At 39.2% G+C, this 4319-nt stretch carries 6 protein-coding genes and 1 tRNA gene; 4 read left to right on the forward strand and 3 right to left on the reverse strand.

The window, feature by feature from the left end:
* Positions 1–33: 33 nt before the first annotated feature.
* From EA341_RS00645 to EA341_RS00655, 3 genes are all read right to left on the reverse strand, one after another.
* Positions 34–115 (reverse strand) — tRNA-Leu (locus tag EA341_RS00645).
* A gap of 70 nt (positions 116–185) precedes the next feature.
* A complete protein-coding gene (locus EA341_RS00650) occupies positions 186–482 on the reverse strand; it encodes a putative quinol monooxygenase (RefSeq protein WP_293010754.1) in 297 nt (98 codons plus the stop codon).
* Complete coding sequence (locus tag EA341_RS00655) at positions 479–1264, reverse strand: SAM-dependent chlorinase/fluorinase (RefSeq protein ID WP_293010749.1); 786 nt, start codon at positions 1262–1264, stop codon at positions 479–481. The genes EA341_RS00650 and EA341_RS00655 overlap by 4 nt, the downstream gene beginning before the upstream one ends.
* Before the next feature lie 103 nt (positions 1265–1367).
* Between EA341_RS00655 and EA341_RS00660 the strand changes: the two genes are divergently transcribed.
* From EA341_RS00660 to EA341_RS00675, 4 genes are all read left to right on the forward strand, one after another.
* Positions 1368–2369 (forward strand): PhoH family protein, encoded by a 1002-nt coding sequence (locus EA341_RS00660; protein WP_293010750.1) that lies wholly within the window; start codon positions 1368–1370, stop codon positions 2367–2369.
* Positions 2314–2763: a GNAT family N-acetyltransferase gene (locus EA341_RS00665; RefSeq protein ID WP_293010751.1), complete on the forward strand. Its 450-nt coding sequence runs from the start codon at positions 2314–2316 to the stop codon at positions 2761–2763. The genes EA341_RS00660 and EA341_RS00665 overlap by 56 nt, the downstream gene beginning before the upstream one ends.
* Before the next feature lie 29 nt (positions 2764–2792).
* A complete protein-coding gene (locus EA341_RS00670) occupies positions 2793–3332 on the forward strand; it encodes a DUF3575 domain-containing protein (protein WP_293010752.1) in 540 nt (179 codons plus the stop codon).
* Positions 3333–3421: 89 nt separating this feature from the next.
* The coding region (locus EA341_RS00675; protein WP_293010753.1) for a ComEC/Rec2 family competence protein at positions 3422–4319 on the forward strand (898 nt) is incomplete at its 3' end.

The raw sequence follows: 4319 nt of genomic DNA on the forward strand, positions 1-4319 counted from the left end.
AAAAAAAAGACCCACATTTCTGTGAGTCTTAAGTACCCAGGGCCGGAGTCGAACCGGCACGCCCGAAGGCATTGGTGTTTGAGACCAACGCGTCTACCAATTCCGCCACCTGGGCAGGTGGATTATCCGTTCCTTGCTGAACGGGATGCAAATATGAGTATTGTTTTTTTTTCCTGCAAGAAGCTTTAGGGGAGTTCTTCAATTTTTTTTGCAGAAAATGCCAGAGGTTTTTCCTTAAACAAGGTCTTGGTGAAGCTCCACACAGATTTAAACAGTTCAGAATCACGGTATTGATTTAGAGATGCTTCGTCTTTCCAGTGGCTGTAGGTCATGAAAATATTTTTCACATTTTCATCCTGCCAAAGTTCAAGGTATTGGCAACCTGGAAAATTTCTGATTTGCTCCTTGTGTCGATTGAAGTTTTCCAGAAAGGCTTCTACCTTATCCTCTTCAAATTCCATTCTTACTACCCTGATCATTATAAAGTGTTTTCTTCGGTTTCAAAGTGAATAAATACCGGACTGTCATACCTTAGGCCAAGCAAATCTCCTCCATGACCATGGTTGATTCCAATTTCCAGGAGTCCCAAGCTATTAAAAAAAGCAAAGCAATCCCCAGGTTCTACCAAATCATAAGACTGTTGGATCTCTTGAGTAGTTTCTCTGCCAAATTGAATAGTGAACTTGCCAGGATTGAGTTTATCGAAAATCGCTTTTTCTATATTGGTTATCAAGTTGCCGTAATTGTCCACCCGCACGACATGGCCAAGTATTTGTTTTTTATTGGCCTTAACATGGCGTGGCAGCATTTTTCTGATTTGTTGTAAAGGACCACCAAAATCGTGGATGGCCGCCCCTGAGGCAACCTTTGCGGCAATAGGGGCCAAAATGTCTTTGGTGGGAAAAGTACTTTCCTTCAAATGAATATCCGCAAATTGTACAATGATTCCCGGCTCTGTATCAAACAATAGAGAAAGCATTCCGTTATTTGGGCCAAGAAAAATATGCTCTTCATGTTTGATTCCAATAAAACCATCTGTGATATTACTTGTTCCATTCATGGCAACCAGGTGTACGGTGCCTTTAGGGAATTCTTTATAAACGGATTTTAGGATAAAGGCAGCGTGGGCTACATCATAGTTATTTACATGATGGGTGATGTCGATGATAGATAGTTGGGGATTGATCGACAACATCTTGGCCTTTACAGCGGGTACATAATAGTCTCTGTCTCCAAAGTCCGAAGTGAATGTTATCAATGCCATACAAGCAAGTCTGTTAAAATTTTCTATTTTTGTAATAGGTGTGGCAAAAATAGAAATTTATTCCTTACACCACAGGTACAAATCGTAAATCAAATATATCAGATTGGTAGAGAAAGTAATTACTTTAGAAAATATTTCGCTGCTGGACTTTTTAGGTGCGGAAAATGAAAATATACGTCAGATTGCAGCAGCATTTCCACAAAGCAAAATTGTATCCAGGGGAAACGAAATCCGGATCCAGGGACGTGCGCCTGAAATTTTGCGGATCAATGACCTGCTTAATATGCTCCTTCAGCATTTTCACCGCTTTGGCCATGTGACACCTGACAATGTAAAAGAATACATTGCTTTAGAAGGTACTCCTTTTGAAGAAAACAGAAAAGATGATGTCATCATTTTCGGCAACAAGGGGCTTGTAGTCAAGCCTAAATCTCCCAATCAGAGAAAGTTGGTAGATTCTTCATTTAAAAATGACTTGGTTTTTGCCTTAGGTCCAGCTGGTACAGGTAAGACCTATATTGCTGTTGCCTTGGCTGTAAGGGCACTTAAAAACAGAGAAGTAAAAAGAATTATCATTACCAGACCAGCGGTAGAGGCGGGAGAGAACTTAGGTTTCCTGCCGGGCGATCTTCAAGAAAAGCTGGATCCCTATTTGAGGCCTATTTACGATGCCTTGGCAGATATGGTACCCTCAGAAAAACTGAAGTTTTACCAGGAAACAAGAGTAATAGAAATCGCCCCTTTAGCTTATATGAGAGGAAGAACGCTTCATGATGCTTTTGTACTTTTGGATGAAGCACAAAATACCACCTCCGAACAGATAAAAATGTTTTTGACAAGGATGGGACCCAATTCCAAGGTTATCATTACCGGTGACCAGACTCAAGTGGATTTGCCTAGCCGTCAAAAATCAGGTCTAAAGGAAGCCTTACATGTTTTAAAGGACGTAAAGGGAATAGGGATTGTAAATTTAAGTGGTAAAGATGTTATCCGACACAAGCTCGTCAAATCTATCATTGAAGCTTACGAAAAAGATGAAAACCAAAAAAATGAACGAAGAGAGTCAAATCGCAGTGACAAAAGTCATGACAGAGGAACAGCTTAATACTGTTTTCAATATTCGGGAAGAAGTTTTTGTGATAGAACAGGAAGTGGACCCATCAGAAGAATATGATGAATTCGAGGAAAGTTCTACCCATTTTTTGGCAAAAGTCAACGATATTCCTGCAGGAACAGCAAGGTGGAGATTCAATCCAAATGGCATAAAATTGGAGCGTTTTGCAGTTGTCAAAGCCCAGAGGGGGAAAGGGGTAGGTCAATCCTTGGTAAAGGCAGTTTTAGAGGATGTTTCCCTTAACCAAGATGCAAAAGGGAAAAAGCTATACCTACATGCACAACTGGCAGCTATTCCACTATATGCCAAGTTTGGCTTTCGAAAAGTAGGGGAGATGTTTGAGGAATGTAATATCCAGCATTACAAAATGGAACTGTATTTGTAAGCTCAATTATATAATTTAATACCATATTTATGAAAAAGATACTCTTTACAATTTTTGCTTTATCATTATTCCATTTTGCGTCTTTCGGGCAGACTTCTTTGGAAAATCCTAGAGGTGAAGTTAGACTCAATTTTCTGAACACCATATTTATTGGCTCTGTAGAGGTTGGCTACGAACAGTTTTTATCTAATGATCAGTCTATAGGTGCAGAAATCCACTTGAATGATAGGTTTGGCTATAGAAGGGGCGGTGATGGTCGAGATTTCAACGCAACTTCTTTTTTGTTGTCATACAACTTCTATTTTGGGGGTAATGAGACAAGTAAGATCCATGTTTCTCCATTTCTTAAATATAGGTTTGGTGAATACAGAGAAGCAATTGACAGTTCAATTTCAGTTACCAGCTTGAACAGTGGACACATTGGTTTGATGACAGGATACAAGTGGAATTTTAATAACTTCGCTTTCGGGCCATTTGTAGCCATTAGCAGGGCATTTTCACAGGAAGTTGTCAATCAATTTTCTGCGGTAGAATTGAAGGCAGGGTTCAATGTAGGATATAGGTTTTGATAAACTTATCCGATTAAGTTGATATAACAGGGAGCCTTTCAGCTCCCTTTTTTTATGCTTTTGGGTAAATTAGCAGAAACTTCATCATTATGATTTTTTCTGAATATCCTTTTTTGCGATACATTTTTTTTCTGATCCTTGGGATACTGATTTATCCTGCAGTAACTCATTTCAATGCCCTATTTTGGGTTTTTGGACTTGGTTTATCATTCACCATTTATTTTTTACTGTTCTTAATCAATGAAAAAAGGAAAGTTTATGGGTTTAAACTCGGTCTTCCTTTTTTTGCTTTGGTACAGCTCGTGCTATTCGGGTTGCTAATGGCACAAAGAAATGACATTGATCAGAACCCTCAGCATTTGGTTAATTTTGAAAATTCTATTTTAGCCTATACAGCACGGGTGAGTGGCCAAGATGAGCCTAAGCCGAAATCCATTGCCAATCGAATCCACCTTGATGAAGTTTTTACTGAAGATGGTTGGAAAAGTATCAAAGGTGAAGTGTTGATTTATCACCGATCTCAATTCCCATTGCAGGTAGGGGATTTTATCTTGGTTAAAGGCAGTCCTCAAGCAATTCAGGATCCCACTGCACCATTTGAATTTGATTATAAGAATTTCATGAGGAGGCAGAAAATTAGCCATCAACATTTTATCGGTGAAAATTTTCAGGTCTTGGGAAAAGTAAATGATCAGCCTATCAATTCATTTTTTATTCGGATAAGATCAGCAATGATGAATCGCCTCGATTCAAAAATCCAGCATCCACAGGCCATTCAGGTAGCCAAAGCCTTGTTGTTAGGACAAAAGAAAGATCTGGAAAAGGAAATCAGCGATGCCTATGCCACAGCAGGAGCCATGCATATCTTGGCGGTTTCAGGATTGCATGTGGGTATCATTTACGGCTTCTTTTTCCTGTTTATTAAACCTTACAGGCTCAAAAAAACAAACAGAATTCTTTACCTCTCAGTCATTATCTTATTGATAT

Origin of the sequence: Mongoliibacter sp. (assembly GCF_007692705.1) — a bacterium.
Taxonomy (GTDB): Bacteria; Bacteroidota; Bacteroidia; order Cytophagales; family Cyclobacteriaceae; genus Mongoliibacter.

Excerpts from the sequence above, each read along its gene's own strand:
- EA341_RS00655 (WP_293010749.1), bottom strand. The coding sequence starts at position 1,264 with ATGGCATTGATAACATTCACTTCGGACTTTGGAGACAGAGACTATTAT.
- EA341_RS00665 (WP_293010751.1), top strand. The coding sequence starts at position 2,314 with ATGAACGAAGAGAGTCAAATCGCAGTGACAAAAGTCATGACAGAGGAA.
- EA341_RS00670 (WP_293010752.1), top strand. The coding sequence starts at position 2,793 with ATGAAAAAGATACTCTTTACAATTTTTGCTTTATCATTATTCCATTTT.